The organism is Pseudopedobacter saltans DSM 12145 (assembly GCF_000190735.1).
Lineage (GTDB): Bacteria > Bacteroidota > Bacteroidia > Sphingobacteriales > Sphingobacteriaceae > Pseudopedobacter > Pseudopedobacter saltans.
The window spans coordinates 1,689,317-1,706,024 of sequence record NC_015177.1 but is presented as its reverse complement, the minus strand read 5'-3'; the positions used below and the strand labels follow the sequence as shown (position 1 = coordinate 1,706,024).

General features: G+C 36.4%; 12 protein-coding genes and 3 pseudogenes. 12 read left to right on the top strand and 3 right to left on the bottom strand.

The features are described 5' to 3' along the window. The 6 genes from PEDSA_RS07235 to PEDSA_RS07210 all read left to right on the top strand — a co-directional run bounded on the left by PEDSA_RS07235 (position 1) and on the right by PEDSA_RS07210 (position 6,470). On the top strand, positions 1-1,047 hold the full coding sequence (locus PEDSA_RS07235) for a cytochrome-c peroxidase (RefSeq protein WP_013632508.1): 1,047 nt from the start codon (positions 1-3) through the stop codon (positions 1,045-1,047). Between the two features lie 11 nt (positions 1,048-1,058). Further along, positions 1,059-1,982 carry a transporter family protein gene (locus PEDSA_RS07230; RefSeq protein ID WP_013632507.1) on the top strand — a complete coding sequence of 308 codons (924 nt, stop codon included), beginning with the start codon at positions 1,059-1,061 and terminating at the stop codon, positions 1,980-1,982. 176 nt (positions 1,983-2,158) lie between these two features. Next, positions 2,159-3,127 carry a formylglycine-generating enzyme family protein gene (locus tag PEDSA_RS07225; protein WP_013632506.1) on the top strand — a complete coding sequence of 323 codons (969 nt, stop codon included), beginning with the start codon at positions 2,159-2,161 and terminating at the stop codon, positions 3,125-3,127. Between the two features lie 25 nt (positions 3,128-3,152). Further along, a complete protein-coding gene (locus PEDSA_RS07220) occupies positions 3,153-4,475 on the top strand; it encodes a Gfo/Idh/MocA family protein (protein WP_013632505.1) in 1,323 nt (440 codons plus the stop codon). A 22-nt stretch (positions 4,476-4,497) separates the two neighbouring features. Beyond that, positions 4,498-5,532 (top strand): FAD:protein FMN transferase, encoded by a 1,035-nt coding sequence (locus tag PEDSA_RS07215; protein WP_148233515.1) that lies wholly within the window; start codon positions 4,498-4,500, stop codon positions 5,530-5,532. Positions 5,533-5,540: 8 nt separating this feature from the next. Then, the gene (locus tag PEDSA_RS07210; protein WP_013632503.1) at positions 5,541-6,470 is read left to right on the top strand and encodes a hydroxypyruvate isomerase family protein; all 930 of its coding nucleotides are present in this window, start codon (positions 5,541-5,543) and stop codon (positions 6,468-6,470) included. An 83-nt stretch (positions 6,471-6,553) separates the two neighbouring features. Here PEDSA_RS07210 and PEDSA_RS07205 read toward each other — a convergent pair whose 3' ends face one another. Further along, complete coding sequence (locus PEDSA_RS07205) at positions 6,554-7,222, bottom strand: FAD-binding oxidoreductase (protein WP_013632502.1); 669 nt, start codon at positions 7,220-7,222, stop codon at positions 6,554-6,556. 263 nt (positions 7,223-7,485) lie between these two features. Here PEDSA_RS07205 and PEDSA_RS20635 point away from each other — a divergent pair. The 5 genes and pseudogenes from PEDSA_RS20635 to mnmE all read left to right on the top strand — a co-directional run. Then, positions 7,486-7,635: pseudogene (locus PEDSA_RS20635) on the top strand (IS982 family transposase); the annotation flags it as partial. 465 nt (positions 7,636-8,100) lie between these two features. After that, positions 8,101-8,282 (top strand): annotated as a pseudogene (locus PEDSA_RS20630) (IS982 family transposase); the annotation flags it as partial. Positions 8,283-8,498: 216 nt separating this feature from the next. Beyond that, positions 8,499-10,556 carry a dipeptidyl-peptidase 3 family protein gene (locus PEDSA_RS07195; protein ID WP_013632500.1) on the top strand — a complete coding sequence of 686 codons (2,058 nt, stop codon included), beginning with the start codon at positions 8,499-8,501 and terminating at the stop codon, positions 10,554-10,556. A gap of 160 nt (positions 10,557-10,716) precedes the next feature. Continuing rightward, on the top strand, positions 10,717-11,295 hold the full coding sequence (locus tag PEDSA_RS07190; protein ID WP_013632499.1) for a PAS domain-containing protein: 579 nt from the start codon (positions 10,717-10,719) through the stop codon (positions 11,293-11,295). An 18-nt stretch (positions 11,296-11,313) separates the two neighbouring features. Further along, positions 11,314-12,681 (top strand): tRNA uridine-5-carboxymethylaminomethyl(34) synthesis GTPase MnmE, encoded by a 1,368-nt coding sequence (gene mnmE, locus PEDSA_RS07185; RefSeq protein WP_013632498.1) that lies wholly within the window; start codon positions 11,314-11,316, stop codon positions 12,679-12,681. Between the two features lie 300 nt (positions 12,682-12,981). Here the strand turns inward: mnmE and PEDSA_RS20530 are convergent. Further along, positions 12,982-13,640, bottom strand: a pseudogene (locus PEDSA_RS20530) (DUF6766 family protein). A gap of 213 nt (positions 13,641-13,853) precedes the next feature. On the opposite strand from PEDSA_RS20530, the gene PEDSA_RS07175 reads away from it, so the two are divergent. Beyond that, a complete protein-coding gene (locus tag PEDSA_RS07175) occupies positions 13,854-14,507 on the top strand; it encodes a response regulator transcription factor (protein ID WP_013632497.1) in 654 nt (217 codons plus the stop codon). Position 14,508: 1 nt separating this feature from the next. Here PEDSA_RS07175 and PEDSA_RS07170 read toward each other — a convergent pair whose 3' ends face one another. After that, positions 14,509-16,656, bottom strand: coding sequence for an ATP-binding protein (locus PEDSA_RS07170; protein ID WP_041537003.1), 2,148 nt, complete (start codon positions 16,654-16,656; stop codon positions 14,509-14,511). Positions 16,657-16,708 lie beyond the last annotated feature (52 nt).

The window sequence follows — 16,708 nt, the reverse complement described above, 5'->3', positions numbered from 1 at the left end:
ATGAACACAAGATATCTGTCGGTTTTATCGGCTATACTTCTTTTTGTGGTTGCTTGTTCTAAAAAGGCTGATATTGAACAAAAAATAGAAGAGATTTTCCCCGGATTTAAGATGCCGGGGAATTTCCCTGCTGTTGTGTATAAATTGGAGAACAACCCAATCACCGAGGATGGCTTCCGTTTGGGAAAAGCTCTTTTTCACGAAGGGAAACTTTCCAGAGACGGTACAATCTCCTGTGCATCCTGCCATATACAAACTTCTGCTTTTACGCATCATGGGCATGATGTAAGCCATGGGATAGAAGACAGGCTGGGGATTAGGAATTCTCCGGCAATTATGAATTTGGCCTGGAGAAAAAGCTTTATGTGGGATGGCGGCATTACAGATCTGGATTTTCAGCCTTTTGCTCCTATTACTGCACATGAAGAAATGGACGAGGACATGAATAATGTCTTGCAAAAGTTGCGTAATAGTCCAAAATATACAAAACTGTTTAAAGCAGCCTTTGGATCAGAAGAGGTTAGCTCGGCAAAGATGATGAAAGCACTTTCACAGTTTATGTTAATGTGTGTAAGTGCTAATTCGAAGTACGACAAGGTGATGCGAAAAGAGGATGGGGCTGTTTTTACCGATGCAGAGCTAAGAGGCTATAACACTTTTAAACAGAAATGTGCAACATGTCATACAGAACCTTTATTTACCGATGAAAGCTTTAGAAATAATGGTATTGGAGCCAGTGTTTATGGAGACGAGGGAAGATATAAGATTACGCAAAGTCCGGCTGATAAATATCTTTTCAAGGTACCATCGCTTAGAAATTTAAAGTATACAGAGCCATATATGCATGACGGGTCTTTTTATACCTTAAAGGCAGTATTGGATCATTATTCCAGATCGGTGAAGGACATGCCTACATTGGATCCGGTACTGAAACAAGACGAACGATTGGGAATTGCATTGGATGATCAGGAAAAGACAGATTTACTGGCTTTTTTAGAAACGTTAAACGATGAAAGCTTCATTAGAAATAAGCTGCTTTCAGAATAAATTCGATACAGATGAATAAGAAATTAATCCTATTTATAGCTTTATTTTTAGCGCAGCTCGGCGCAAAGGCCTGTGATATTTGTGGCTGCGGTGTAGGAAGTTATTATCTGGGTATTTTGCCAGAATTCAACAAGAAGTTTGTAGGCTTAAGATATCAGCATAAAGAATTGCAAACCCATTTGGGACCCGATTCTGAAAGAACTGCACTTACTGAAGACGAAACTTACCAATCTATGGAATTATGGGGGGGCTGGAATATCGGGCAGAAGTTCCGTGTGCTTGCCTTTGTGCCTTACAATTTCAATAAGCGGGTCTCCACTACCGAGACAGGAAAAAAAGATGGTTTGGGAGATATCGCATTGATGGGTTATTATAATTTGCTGAATTATGGAACTACCATAAATAGCAAGATACTGGTGCAGTCTCTTTGGCTTGGAGCTGGTATAAAGACGCCTACAGGAAAATATAATCCTGCTGATGCGGATGCGTTGAACAGCTCTCCGAATAATTTTCAGTTAGGTACAGCAAGTACCGATTTTACTATTAATGCAGCATACGATATCCGTTTAATGGATTTGGGATTCAATCTTAATGCTAATTATAAAATCAACACAGAAAATCAATACGATTATAGATATGGCAATAAACTTAGCCTGAATGGTTTACTTTACTATAAGTTTAAGGTAGGAAAAGAAGCGAGTTTATCACCAAACGTAGGTTTATTGTATGAAACGGCTGAAAAAGACGTAGAGAACCGTAAATATGATATCGATGCATCTGGTGGTTATTCTTCAGTTGGCATAGTGGGGCTGGAAGCCGTTAAAAATCGTGTGTCATTTGGTGCCAATTATCAGGGAATATTATCTCAGAATCTGGCAAATGACAGGGCGAAAGCAGGAGATAGGTTCTTGGTTCATGTGTCCTATGCTTTTTAGCCATAACATAATTTAAAAAGAAACCGCTAATTTTTTAGCGGTTTTTTTATGCCATAAAAGTTGATAATGAATAAAAAGCTTAATGTTTTGCCAAATTACCTGCCTTAATTACTCAGATTTTAATGATATAATTGTAGATACGTCTTATCTTTTAAGACAGATTATAAATTAAACGAATGTTTCTTAGAACTTTATTAATACCAATTTTATTGGGCAGTTTGATGTGCATTGCGTATGCGCAAAATAAATTACAATCTTACGATCAAAAACTGGAAGGAACGAATCTTTACTTCAAAATGCAAGCTATTCCCGGAGGGGAATTCAAGATGGGAAGCATTAATGGAAAGTCAGACGAAAAACCAGTACACACGGTGAGAATAGATCCCTTTTATATGAGTGTTTATGAAATTACATGGGATTTATACGAGTCTTTTGTATATAAAGATTTTGAAACTACAAGCCAAAGCGGAGTGTTGCCGAAAAATGTTGATGCAGTAACACGGCCAACCAAACCTTATTTAGATATGACCTTTGGTATGGGCAAAGAAAATCAGCCCGCTGTTGGTATGACACATTATAATGCCATTCAGTTTTGTAAGTGGTTATATGCGAGAACTGGTGTTTTTTATAGATTACCTACAGAAGCAGAGTGGGAATATGCTTGTCGGGCAGGCTCGAATACCGATTATAATTTTGGCAATAATATGACTGATCTAAAAGATTACGCCTGGTATAAAGAGAATAGCGATGAGAAAACTCATCCAGTAGGGAAAAAAAAGCCAAATGCCTGGGGACTGTATGATATGCATGGAAATGTGGCCGAGTGGACTTACGATCAATATATTCCTGATAATTATAAACAGTTTGATGGGAAGGTGGCGAATAATCCAGTAGTGATACCTACAAAATTATATGCTCATGTAGTAAGAGGTGGTTCTTTTGAAGATGAACCTGAAAATCTGCGTTCATCGGCAAGGGCGGCTTCTGATCCTAACTGGAAACAATTAGATCCTCAAATTCCTAAAAGTAATTGGTGGTTTCCCGAAGCACCTTTTATTGGCATTCGCTTAGTTCGACCGGAAAAGAAACCTACCGATCAGGAAATAATAGCTTATTATGATAAAGCGCCAATTTTAGATTATTAAAGTATTTAAATCAATAGAATAAATCATGAGAGATAAAATAAATTCTAATTATAGAAGAGAATTTTTGAAAACCTCAGCACTTATTGCTGGAGGAACATTATTAAGTCATATTCCTTTAGTAGGAGCATATGCAGCAGGAAGTGATGTGATAAAAGTAGCTTTGATAGGTTGTGGAGGGAGAGGAAGCGGAGCTGCGTTTGATGCCATAGCCTCTGGTGCAAATATAAAAATTGTAGCACTTGCAGATGCTTTTAAAGACAGGTTAGATAGTACTTATGAAAAGTTGGTTACACGACACCCCGATAAAGTAGCTGTATCAGATGATCAGAAATTCGTAGGTTTTGAAGCTTATAAAAAGGCAATCGCTTTGGCAGATGTTGTGCTCTTAGCAACTCCTCCTGGATTTAGGCCAATTCATTTTGAAGAAGCTGTAAAAATGGGGAAACATGTTTTTATGGAAAAACCTGTAGCAGTTGATATTCCAGGAATTCATAAAGTTTTAGCAGTAGCAGAAGAAGCAAAACGCAAAAAACTAAATGTCGTGGTTGGTTTGCAGCGACGTTATCAGGCTAATTATAGAGAAGGAGTTAAGAGAATTAAAGATGGCGCTATTGGAGATATTGTTTCGGGGCAAGTTTATTGGAATAGTGGTGGTGTTTGGGTAAGACCAAGAAAACCAGAACAAACCGAAATGGAATATCAGATGAGAAATTGGTATTACTTTAACTGGTTATGCGGTGACCATATCGTAGAACAGCATGTACATAATATTGATGTTGCAAATTGGGTTAAAGGAGCTTATCCGGTTTCTATTCAGGGAACAGGCAGCAGAGCATGGAGAACAGGAAAAGAATACGGAGAAATATATGATAATCATGCAGTCGAACTTACTTATGCCGACGGAGCAGTGATTTATAGTCAATGTAGGCATTTCGAGGGAACTAGAAATCGTGTAGACGAAACTTTTCAGGGAACAAAGGGAAAAGCCTATTTCTCTGCTGGAGGGCATAAAGCAAATCTATGGGATGCTAAAGGGAACGCCATCTATCAACATGATGGTAAGGATAATCCAAATCCCTATAAACAAGAACACTTAGAACTATTTACTGCATTAACTAAGGGAGAATATAAATTTATGGATGCCGAGTATGGCGCATATAGCTCTTTAACCGGAATTATTGGCCGCTTAGCAACTTATTCTGGACAAATTATTAAATGGGATGATGCTTTAAAATCTAATATAAACTTAATGCCGGATAGATTTGCATGGGATGCTTCACCAAAAGTATTACCTAATGCCGACGGTTTCTACCCTTACGCAATACCTGGACAAACCATCGTTTTGTAATTATTTTTTTAGCTTTATGGATATGTTCAATTGTTTTAAGTTTTCGTCAGTTAAGCTATTTGTAAAGCTCTTTTTACTTGTTTTTATAAGCTCAGGATTTAAACCAAAAAGTTATAAAAGGGAACAAATTAATGGGTTTGCTCAGGGTACAACTTATTCTATCGTTTATTATACCCAAGATAAAAAAATAGATAAGGTAAAGATTGATAGTATTCTAAAATCCATTGATTTATCTATGTCTTTATACACGCCACATTCTGTTATTTCCAAATTCAATTTATATGAGACTAAAGAAATAGAGCTGGATAATCATTTTAAAAAGGTAATGGAAAAATCTTTCCTTTTATATAAAGAAAGTAAAGGGGTTTTTGATGTCACTGTTGAGCCATTAGTAAGATTGTGGGGATTTGGATCAAAAAAAGTAAGCAGGTTACCCAATCAGAAAGAGATAGATAGCGTATTACAATATGTAGGGATGGATAAGCTGAAATTACAGGGAAACAAATTGATAAAAGTCAAAGATGGGGTAAAGGTAGACTTAAATGGAATTGCTCAGGGTTATTCAGTAGATGTTTTGGCTGATTACCTGGAATCTCAATCTATACGTCATTATGTGATAGAAATAGGAGGGGAGTTAAGGATTAAAGGGCCAAAACCCGACGGATCGGCTATGAAAATTGGAATAGAAAAGCCCGAAAAAGAAGCCCTTGAAAATGAATTGATGAAGGATATTATCCATATAAACTCCGGAGCCATTACTACGGCTGGAAATTATAGGAAGTTTATTCAGCAAAATGATAAAACGATATCACACCATATTAATCCCAAAAATGGTCAACCATTTAGTGGGGAGATAATTAGTGCCACTATATATGCTAAAGATGCTATTTCTGCCGATGGTTACGATAATGTAATAATTTCGATGAAAGCGGATGAGGCTATAGGGTTTGCAAATAAGCATCCGCATTTAGAACTATATCTGATTTATAAAGATAAAACAGGGATGATAAAGGATACTTTAAGTACAGGATTTAAGAAATTATTAAAAGCTCAATAATTAATAATATGAAAAGAAGTCAGTTTTTAAGAAATTCATTAGTAGCTACTGGTACTGCCTTAGGTATCGGCGCTTTCGAAAATACATTTGCAACGTCTCCTAAAAAAGAAAAGGCTAAAACTAATCAACCATTTAATTTGAATTATGCCCCGCATAAAGGCTTATTTAAAAATCATGCGGGAGATAATTTTATTGATGAAATTAAATATTACCATGAACTCGGGTTTAGAGCTATTGAAGATAATGGCTATTTAAAGAGATCCGTGAAAGAGCAGGAAGAAATAGGAAATACTTTAGCTAAGTTGGGGATGACAATGGGCGTTTTTGTAGTTGATGGAGGAGATAATTGGAAAACATCACTAACTACTGGAAAAAAGGAGTTTTTAGATAAGTTTGTTGAAACATGCCAGAAATCTGTAGAAGCAGCCAAAAGATGTAATGCAAAATGGTTAACTGTTGTTCCCGGATTTTATGAAAGGAAATTACCTTATGGAAACCAATTTGCAAATGTAGTAGAGGCTATGAGAAGAGGGGCAGAGGTATTTGAACCCCATGGTTTAATCATGGTTTTAGAAACCCTTAGTGATACGCCAGAGCTATTTTTACAACAGACACATGAAACTTATGCGGTTTGTAAGGCAGTTAACAGCCCTTCCTGTAAAATACTCTATGATATCTATCATATGCAAAGAACGGAAGGGAATTTAATTGTGAATATAGATCGCTGCTGGGATGAAATAGCTTATATCCAGATTGGGGATAATCCGGGGAGAAAAGAACCAACTACAGGAGAAATTAATTATAAAAATTTATTTAAGCATATTTATAATAAAGGTTATAAGGGAGTTATGGGAATGGAACACGGAAAATCCGTTGGGGGCAAAGAAGGAGAAATTAAGCTGGTAGATGCTTACAGAGAAGTGGATTCATTTTTATAAAAATAGAAACACATTGTACGCGACTTAGTCCCGTATCAGTCGGAAGATTTCTCTTCCGACTTTTAATTTTAAATTGTCTCGTCCTAAAATATCTCTCTCACAATTCTATCAGGTGTAATTTTCAACTCATAAAGCTGTTTTTCTATAGTATCAATCATTGGATCTGGACCGCAGATATAAAAATAATGTGTGTTATTATCTATATGTTTCTTTATCAGGTCTGCAGAAATATACCCGTGATAATAACCGTTTAGTTCTTCCTTCGAAAGTATATTGATAAAATTGGCTCCCAGAAGGTCCCGGAATCTGTCTTCGAGAATGATATCTGATTTGGTTTTATTGGCGAAAATCAATTTATTATGACCAATTTGATTTTTGTCTTCCAGATCCTTCAATATGGATATAAAAGGTGTAACACCCGCACCACCAGCAATAAAAATCCCTTCACCTTTATAGAGGATGGTTCCAAAGACATCGTGTAAAATTAACTCATCACCGGGAACAAGGGAAAGCAGTTGATTGGTAACTCCGTTGTGAGATGGATAGGTTTTTATCGTAAACTCAATTTGCTGGTTCTTAGGTAAAGAAGTAAATGTAAATGGTCTCAATTCCTGCTTCCAGTCATCTTTATTGATGGATATTTCAACTGCCTGTCCAGGTTTAAAATCAAGATCTGCTGGTTTTTCAGCAACAATGTGCAGAACATCGTGTGTAACGTGTTCAACCAATTTAATTTTAACAATATGGTTCATAGCTTTTTATAAAAGATTACCTATTTATATAACGTAGATAACTGGTTTGTGTTTCTTTAAATACCAGATCTGAGATCTATAGATGTCGCGTGTGTTTTACGATTCTGAAATGAATCTGTGACGAAATATTTTAGTAATGTAACGTGAGTTCGGGATAATAGAACTGTCTTTTTAAGGAATAAAAAATAGATTAAATAACTGGTTATCAAATAAGTAAGCATATTTTGTTATATTTAAGTACCAAATTAAAACTATAACTTGATATGCTTACTCCTTCTAAAATTACCGAAATTTTTGTTCAAGTTGATGATTTCTGCAAAGAATTTGAACTTGAGATCATCCAACATAAGCTTAATGCGGGAAATTGTAAAGCCAGAAACCGTAAGGCCTCACTTGCTGATAGTGAGATCATCATATTTTTTAAACAACAGATAATCCTTATATTTTTTACAATTGGCCCTTTTTTTACAGCAATAAACCTCCCCTTATAGTTCTGGACGTAATATGTACTAATAAGTAGAAGCTACATCCGTAGATTGCCTACATAGCAAAGAAAAAATTTGCCTTTCACCTAATTCTGAAAGCTTTTATAAATAAAACTTCAAAGCATCTTCAAAGCATCTTTAAAGCATCTCTAAACGAAAGATGAACGAAGGATGGAACTACCCTGATTTTTAATAATTCCCGAAGGATACGCTTATGTACCAATTTAACGATTTATTTCTGTTTTGACAAACATTTCACAAAATAGAAGACGGATAAAACTCCTACTCAAATACACGTATCGGAAATACCAGAGCGAAAGAGGTTGTAAAGGCAAGACAAGAGAAATAACAGGTTTTCTTCAGAAGGCGACTCTCAGAACTGCTTTGGTAAACATTGAATGTGTCAATGATGAACTAAAAAATATCTTCAAGCTCCAGCACACCCGTCACCGTCCGATCAATAACTCCCTAATGAATACAATGGGCGTACTTTGTGCTTATCATTTCTTCCCTAAAAAACTTCTCTGAATATCGCTTTTGAAACAAATGATAAGCAATTATTATTATCTGCTTAACCCGAACTCAGGTTAATGTAGTAAGGTTAGAGAAATCAACATAATTAAAATCAGTTATTAGGGTTTTGTAACAATTATTTTTCCTGGTAAGCCAGTAAAATCGAGGATGAGTTGGTCTCAGATCTCAATAATTTTTACATTCGACTAAATTTTTCAACTTATTCCAGTTTCTATTGTTTAACTTGGGTTAAGTAGTTCATCATATTTAAAAATTATATGAAATATTCTAGTTTTTTTATTGCTTCGGCTCTCACTTTATCGTTGGGCGCATGCAATCAAAAGTCTAAAAATGGTACTCAATCTCAAAGCGCTGATAGTACATTTAATGTTGAAGCCGAATCTTTTGCCGATTTGCAGGTATTGCGTTATCAGGTTCCAGGATTTGATAAGCTTACGCTACAACAAAAAAAACTTGCTTATTATCTTTCCGAAGCTGCTTTATCCGGCAGAGATATTACCTACGACCAGAGAGGTAAATATAATCTTACCATAAGAAAAACGCTGGAGAATATTTATGCGACATACAACGGGGATAAAAACAGTAAGGAATGGGAGCAGTTTAGAGAGTATTGTGGTCGCTTTTGGTTCAGTAATGGTAATCATCATCATTACGGAAATGAGAAGTTTATTCCGGCCTGTTCTTTCGAGTATTTTACCAATTTGGTGAAAAACTCTAACTCCTCAGGATTTCCATATTTACAGAACGAAACTCAACCTCAGTTTCTGGAACGTATTAAGCCTTATATTTTTGATATCAATTTTCAGCCTAAGCTGGTTGACTTAACAGAAGGAAAAGATAATGTGGCGGCATCTTCGAATAATTTCTACGAAGGTGTAACTCAGGCGGAAGTAGAAGCTTTTTATGCCAAATTCGATACCCGTGGTAATGCGCCATCATGGGGATTGAACTCGAAAGTAATTAAAGAGAATGGCAAGATAGTAGAAAGACCATGGAAAATAGGCGGAATGTATGGCGCTGCATTAGAAAAAGTGGTTTACTGGTTACAGAAAGCCGTTGAGGTGACAGAAACAGATCAGCAGCGTTTGGCTTTGAAAAAACTGATTCATTATTACCAAACCGGAGATCTGAAAGATTTTGATGACTATAGCATTGCTTGGGTTGCAGATACTGCTTCGCATTTGGATGTGATTAATGGCTTTATCGAAGTTTACAACGATGCGATTGGTAAGAAAGGAACTTTTGAAAGCGTTGTTTCTATGAAGGATGAGGAAGCAACAAAACGGATCAAACTGATTTCCGACCAGGCGCAATGGTTCGAAGATAATTCCCCTTTAATGCCATCGCACAAAAAGAAAAATGTTAAAGGAATTACCGCCCGGGTTATTACGGTTATTCAGGAATCCGGTGATTCCAGTCCATCCACACCAATTGGAATCAACTTACCTAATTCAGATTGGATCAGAAGAGACTATGGGTCTAAATCTGTGTCTCTGAGCAACATTGTACATTCCTATAATGTAATGAGCAATACCAGCGGTATGCTGGATGAGTTTGCTTACGGCGATGAGGTAAAAAAACGTATCAGAGAGTACGGTAATTTGTCATCTGATTTGCATACCGATATGCATGAATGTATTGGTCATGCTTCCGGACAGATTAATCCTGGAGTGGAAACCCCTGATAAAACCTTAAAAACTTATGCCTCTACATTGGAAGAAGCCCGCGCCGATCTGGTAGCACTTTATTACATTATGGACCAAAAACTGGTTGATATTGGTGTAATGCCAAGTTTGGAAGTAGGCAAAGCGGAATATGATAGCTATATCATGAATGGTTTGATATCTCAATTAACCCGTATAAAACCCGGACATAATCTGGAAGAAGCTCATATGCGTAACAGGCAACTGAATGCTATGTGGGTTTATGAGAAAGGAAAGAAAGATAATGTGATTGAGTTTGTCAAACGAAACGGAAAAACATATACTAAAATTAACGACTATCAGAAATTAAGGGTATTGTTTGGCGAATTGTTAAGAGAAATTCAACGCATTAAATCTGAAGGAGACTATGCCGCCGCTAAGAATCTGGTAGAAACATACGGTGTAAAAGTAGACCAAAACTTATTAAAAGAGGTACTGGAAAGATTTGCGAAGTTAAATGTTAAACCTTATAAAGGCTTTATTCAACCAAGATTGGTGCCTGTATTCAAAAATGAAGAAATCGTAGACGTGAAAGTCACTTATCCAACTTCTTTCTTCGAACAGATGATGGATTACGCTAAAAACTACTCTTTGCTACCTGCAATAAATTAACAAAATAATCATAAAAAGGGGCTAGTAATGCCCCTTTTTGTTGTTTAAACAAAATACTAGTAATGGAAAACTAGTTTTAAAGATGATTTTCATCACGAATTTAACAGAGAGCCAATGCTAAATTCGCAGCTGTTAAAGCTGAAAACAAACCCTTTATTTTATGATAGAATCTGATTTTTACTATAGTTTATTAGACAAGTTAAGTATTGTAGCTATTACGGACAGGCAAGGGAAAATTGTTTATGCTAACGATAAGTTTTGCGATATTTCTAAATATAGCAGAGAAGAACTTTTAGGATCTACCCATAAAATTGTTAATTCCGGCTATCACTCCAGGTCTTTTTTTATAGACTTGTGGAAAACTATAATTGCAGGTGAAATATGGAGAGGCGAAATCAGAAATAAAGCAAAAGATGGTTCTTATTATTGGGTGGATACTTTTATTGTCCCTGAAATGGACGAGGATAATAAGGTCAGGCATTACTATTCTATTCGTATAGACATTACTAAAAGAAAACTGCAGGAGTTCGAGTTGCTTAAAAGGAAGGTTGAGCTGGAAGAAATAGCATTGATGCAATCGCATCAGGTACGTAAACCGGTGGCCAATCTTTTGGGTTTGATAGATCTTTTTGAAAAACAGGAACTGAATGATCTTAATAAAACTTTATATCAGATGATGAAGCAGAGTATTATGGAACTGGAAGATTCAATCAAAGATATCGTAGAGAAAGCAGAGTAAATCAGTTATCTTTGTAGGATGTCTATACAAGCAGAAGATACTATAGTAGCGTTGGCAACGCCGGTTGGTGCCGGGGCGATAGGTGTAATCAGATTGTCTGGTCCAGATGCTATAAAAATCACAAATAAGGTATTTAAGGGAAAAGATTTAGAAAAGCAGGATTCACATACCGTCCATTTTGGGACGATTCGTGAAGGTGACCTAATTATAGATGAGGTTTTAGTGAGCTTATTTGTGGCACCAAAGTCTTATACCAAAGAAAATATTGTAGAAATAAGCTGCCACGGTTCTTCTTATATTATCGAAAATATCATCAAATTGATGATCAGGAATGGAGCAAGGGGAGCAAAACCAGGAGAGTTCACTTTAAGGGCTTTTTTAAATGGAGGCCTGGATCTTTCTCAGGCCGAAGCTGTCGCAGATTTAATTGCATCAAGTTCAGAAACTTCTCATCAGTTGGCTATGAAGCAAATGCGTGGAGGTTTTTCGAGTGAGCTTAAAAACCTACGTGATCAGCTCATTCATTTTGCGTCGATGATTGAATTGGAGCTGGATTTTTCTGAAGAAGACGTAGAATTTGCTAACCGGGGTCAGTTAAAGCAATTGATTCTAGATATTCAAAAAGTATTGGATAAGCTCATCACGTCTTTTGATCAGGGTAATGTACTGAAAAATGGTGTTCCTGTAGTAATTGCCGGAAAACCTAATGTTGGTAAGTCTACACTGTTAAATGCTTTATTGAATGAAGAAAGGGCCATTGTTTCTGATATTGCCGGGACAACACGAGATACCATAGAAGATGAAATTAATGTTAAAGGCGTAATATTCCGTTTTATAGATACTGCGGGCATTCGCGAGACACAGGATGTTATTGAGGCAAAAGGGGTTGAGCGCACTTTAGAGAAAATTAAGCAGGCCAGACTTTTGGTTTATTTGGCCGATCCTATACAGGATGACTTTGCTGCGGTAAAGGAGCAACTGGATGAGGTAAAGGCTTATAATATTCCTTATTTGCTGGTAGTAAATAAAAAAGACCTGCTTAGCGCCGAACAGATAGAAGCCTACAGTCAGTTGTCACCTTTGTTTATTTCAGCTAAGAATAACCTTGGGGTAGACGAATTGAAAGATCGTCTATTGGAGATTGTTAATCTCGCTAATTTAAACTCTGAGGATGTAATGGTCAGCAATATCCGCCATGTGGAGGCTTTGCAGAAAACTCATGAAGCCCTGGTTAGGGTGCTTTACGGAATAGATAATCCTGTTGCTTCCGATTTCTTAGCCATGGACATCCGGCAGTCATTGTATCACTTAGGTGAGATTACCGGGGAAGTAACTACAGATGATTTGTTGGATAACATATTTAGTAAATTCTGTATCGGAAAGTAAGTAATACTCATTAAACAGGATTATAAACAGATGTAAAGTTGATTGTATTGATCAAACATTACGGCTGTTTTCTTTAATTAGTTCGTTATTTATTTGCAGCCCTAAATAAGCTACTTCCATTTTCATATTGGATAGCAGTACTTCATTTAAGAAAAAGCGGATTTCAAATTCATTCTTACCAGGTCATTGGGTGCTCAGTTAAGTTTAGACGCCCAAATCTGTATGGAATTTTGTTGTCAGTTATGTCTAAGTAATTGGTGTCAAAAATAGTCAAATTATCATCCTCCAATTTATCGAGCGCTATTTCCCAGTTTCAGTATGCGGACTGTCTACAGGTTTTGATTCTGGCGAACCCTTTTGTCTTAAGAAAATCGTTAACAAAACTATAGAGGCTACAGAAAGGAACTCGCTTTGCCAGTTTTGAAAGGTCTCGAACCAAAACTGCGGTTCGCCTAGAAATTCGCCTATTGGAGTAAAAGGTTTACCTTTCAATAGCTGCTCTTCATTATAGCTCTTAAAGCTTCCGTAAAGATGTCCGCCCCAGCTGAGCAGAAATAGTATAATAAAGGCTATGGATAATGAGTTTTTATAGATATAGAGTCTCCAGCCTCCTTTTTTACCGGGCCCGGAGCATTAGGATGCGCTTTAGGTTCGCGGTCTACATCTTCTTCTTCATCCAGGCTTTTAGATTCTGCAGATCCCATTTGTCGTAAAAAGATCGTTAGTATAACATACAATGCCATTTGCAAGAATTCACTTTGAAAGTTTTCGAACGTGGCCGAGATAAAATGTCCCGTGTATAAATAGGTATAAAAAGATATTGCTGATGTGCCATCTTCCTGTAATTCTGAATTATGTTGTTTCCAGCCAAAATAGGTTTGTGCAAGGAGTGCAAGAATAAATAATAAGATGAAGGTCAGTGATAAACCGTTTTTATATAAGAAACTTCTTTTTTTCATGGTGTGATGGTGTTTTTTAGAATGTATACAACTGTTATATAGTACAAATGGTTTTGTGAAGGTAGTCGTATTTGAAAATTAGTTTACAACTCAATACTTCTATTGTTATTTGGACTAATTTTTGTGTAAAAAAGAATATCTACGAAAAACTCAAATTAATACAACAAAAGCAATTGATAACGATCAATAACCTGTTTTATTAATGAATTAGCTATGATAAACATTATTTTAACTGAAGATCACCCGATAGTAAGAAACGGAATTAAATTATTATTAGAATCCCAACAAAATTTTTGTGTAATAGGGGAGGCAAGTAACGGTAAGGAGACCTTACGGCTATTTAGAAACAACGTCATCCCCGATGTTTTAATTACAGATATCAGCATGGATGATATGGATGGGCTTCAATTAACGGAAGAAATACGAAGTAATTATCCGCAAGTTAAAATAATGATATTATCCATGATTGGGCAAAGAGAATTTATCTCTAATTGTTTCGCCAAAGGAGCGAACGCATATTTATTAAAAAAGTCGAGTTACGAAGAGATGCTTTTTGCTATTAACCACGTAGCCAAAGGTGGGCGTTATCTGTGTGATGAGCTTTCTATGGATTTAATAGAAAACATGAATAATATCGGGTTAGATTTAGCAGGGAAAACAAGACTTATTGATGAGATTGAACTGTCTGATAGGGAATTGGAAGTGCTGGGGTTGATAAGTGAGGGGCTGACCAATATCGAAATTGCGAACAAACTCTTTTTAAGCAAAAGGACTGTCGAGGGGCACAGGCAAAACTTAATCAACAAGACCAAAGTAAAAAACTCAGCGGCACTGATTAAATATGCTGTAAAGAATGGGCTGATCTGAATCAGTCCGTATATATACTTGTCGGTATATCACCACTGTATGGAAAACATAGCGTGACTTTGGTACCATTGTCTACTCGACTATTAACAAAAATCTGGCCGCCTAATTTTTCTACTATCCTTTTTACAAGGCTAAGACCAACGCCCGATCCTGGAAACTTGCTTGTGTTGGTTGCGCGGGTAAATACGTTGAATATGTTTTTTAAAGATTCGCCAGGGATTCCTACTCCGTTATCTTCTATTTCATAATTTATATAGCCATTTTCCTGATTACTAGTGATTTTTATAACAGGTGATTCATGAATAGATGAATACTTAATGGCGTTTCCTATCACGTTTAAAAAGACTTGATAAACCAGACTCTTTTCTCCCCAGATAGGCAATAGTTTTCCAAATTGTATATTGGTGCGTTTGCAATTGTAAAGTAACTTGGCTTCGTCGGTTATCTGTCTTATCATATGAACCATGGGTACTGGTCCTTTAGAAAATTTATAAGATTTGCTGTGAATAAGATGAATCAGGCCGTCGATTATGGTCTCCATGCTCTGAATTCCGTCCAATATGTTTCTGGTCCATTTTTGTTTTTCTACAGCTTCTTCACCAAAGCTTTTATGGATAATCTGGGTGCCCAGCTTAATAATAGCCAGCGGATTTTTTAAGTCATGAGAAAGGGTAAATGTCAGTATTTCTAACTCGTTATTAAGCTTAATCAGCTCCTCATTAAACTTCTCCTGTTCTTTAGAATTGGAGACTATAGTTTCGTGTAACAGTTTGCTTAGTCTGTTTACAAAATACAGGTCATTATCATTCCACGGCTTAGCTGAATTCCGAAATGTCTCTTCGCTGGCAGTTAATAAGTTTCTGTCTTTATTGGGTTTGATCTGATAGATTTGGCTTATACTTTCTTCTCTGAACCAAAGGACGTAATAGTCGTTTCTATTGGCAATTTCTAAAGCGAGAAGCCCGGCAAAGGGTAAGGGAGGGTTTATACTCTTTCCGCGTGTATAAGTGAAATTGCTATCTTTAAATACTGGTTTTTTATTGGTTGAATTTACAATCTGTACGATTTCTTCTATTTGTTCATGATTGGGACAATGCCCGTGAGTAAAGATATCTCCGCCGTGAAAGATAGCTAAGCCATCGGCTTCTGGAACTTTACAAAGCGTCTCCATATTTTGTACCAATACGCAATTGATACTTTGTGTCGACAATAGTTTGCCCTTCAGGTCAAGTTCTATATCTTTTATCTTATCATGATATTCCAGCAAGTTCTGTTTAAGCCTGCCTTCGTATTTGTTAACAGCGTGTTGCAGTATGAAAGCACAAAGCTGCCTTTTCTGGAAATCAATAATCTTTTCTTTGTAACAATGACCTATTAACATACCCCAAAACTTACCGTCTATGACAATCGGGATTATAATTACGGATACAACACGGATACTTTTAAGGTACTTAATATGCAGTTCGGGCAGTGTGCTTGATTGACATGGAAAGATATCAATATCCTCTTCTGTGGCCAGTAATTTTACGTTTTGTTTATGGATGTTTGGCGAATACCGGAAAGGCGATGTATGGTAAAAATTGATAGCCTCCAGTGGCATGAAATCTTCAGAAAATTGCTTTCCAAGAAAGCTTTCCTGATTGGGTGCGGTACATTCTGCCAGCATTTTACCAATCCCCGAATCTTCCATCTTAAAAAGTAGTATTCTGTCGAATTTGATGATATTACGGATAGAGGTGCATATTTCACTCCAGATGCTTTTTGTTTTTTCCTGAAGCAGAAAGGAGATGGTATCCATCTGAAAATTCTTAGTATATGACTTTTCTTTTGCTTCCCATTCGAAATAAATCCTGTGTTCGTGGCGAAAGATATGCAAGTAATGCTTAATCCCAAAGAGTTCCTGCTGCAATATTTTCTTGTCTGAACGCTCAAGAAAAATAGCTTCTATAGCCAGCAGAGCTTTTGCTGATAATTTCAGTTGTTTTTTGAAAAATTCAAAAACACTGGTGGATAATAGCCCCTGTAAAGATCCCGTTGTTATGGATGAAAAGTTTTCACTAATACCTAATATGTTTCCTTGCGAATTACAAACTATTAAATATCCAAAAAACTGAGTAAACCTGTTACCAGTGCTCGAATGCGGTTTCATACATTTCATAAGTAGAGGGTAGATTACTAAGTTACTAATAATACTTGAATGT